The sequence below is a fragment of the Halosimplex marinum genome (genome assembly GCF_051414075.1).
GTDB classification, from domain to species: Archaea; Halobacteriota; Halobacteria; order Halobacteriales; family Haloarculaceae; genus Halosimplex; species Halosimplex marinum.
Map to the genome: position 1 here is coordinate 1 of NZ_JBLKNY010000013.1, position 882 is coordinate 882.

Consider the following 882-nt stretch of genomic DNA (forward strand, 5'->3'; position numbering starts at 1 on the left):
TACCTACACTGCACAGTAGCGACCACGTCCCAGCGACAGCCTGCAGTAAAGCTCTATAGGGTCTTCGCTTCCCCTTGGGGGTCTCCAGACTCCGCACTGGAACGTACAGTTCACCGGGCCCAGCGTTGGGACAGCGAGGCTCTCGTTAATCCATTCATGCGAGTCGCTACTGAAGCGACAAGGTACTACGCTACCTTAAGAGGGTCATAGTTACCCCCGCCGTTAACGGGTCCTTCGTCCTGTTGTACCAGGTGTTCAGATACCCGCACTGGGCAGGATTCAGTGACCGTACGAGTCCTTGCGGATTTGCGGTCACCTATGTTGTTACTAGACAGTCGGAGCCTCCAAGTCACTGCGACCTGCCGCTTCCCGCGGCAGGCATCCCTTCTTCCGAAGGTACGGGACTAGATTGCCGAATTCCCTAACGCCGGTTGATCCCGACAGGCCTAGGCTTTCTCCGCCATGGGCACCTGTGTCGGTGCTCGGTACGGACACCGTCCTCGTCTTTTCACGGGCCCCAGGTTGAACCGACTTGCGCTGTCCCGCCGTTCGTCCGCTTCGTGCCATTACGGCTTCCACGGAGTTGGACGGTTCGACCGGGCGATGGCCCGGCTCGGTCTACCCCAAGGCGTCGACTTCGAGTGGACGGTGGCACAGGAATATTAACCTGTTTCCCATTTCGACCTACGCGAGTTACGATAGGTCTTAGGACCGGCTAACCCTCAGCTGACGAACAGTGCTGAGGAACCCTTGCCCTTTTGGCCGTCAGGATTTCAACCCGACTTTCGCTGCTACTATGACCAGGATTTTCGTTTCTAATCGGTCCACACGAACTCTCGGCCGTGCTTCCACCCGATCAGAACGCCGACCTACGCAATCGCC

The 882-nt window shown here is 57.9% G+C and carries 1 rRNA gene; it reads right to left on the bottom strand.

Features of this window, described 5'->3' with window-relative positions:
* Positions 1 to 882 (bottom strand): 23S ribosomal RNA (locus tag ACMGFI_RS21200); the annotation flags it as partial.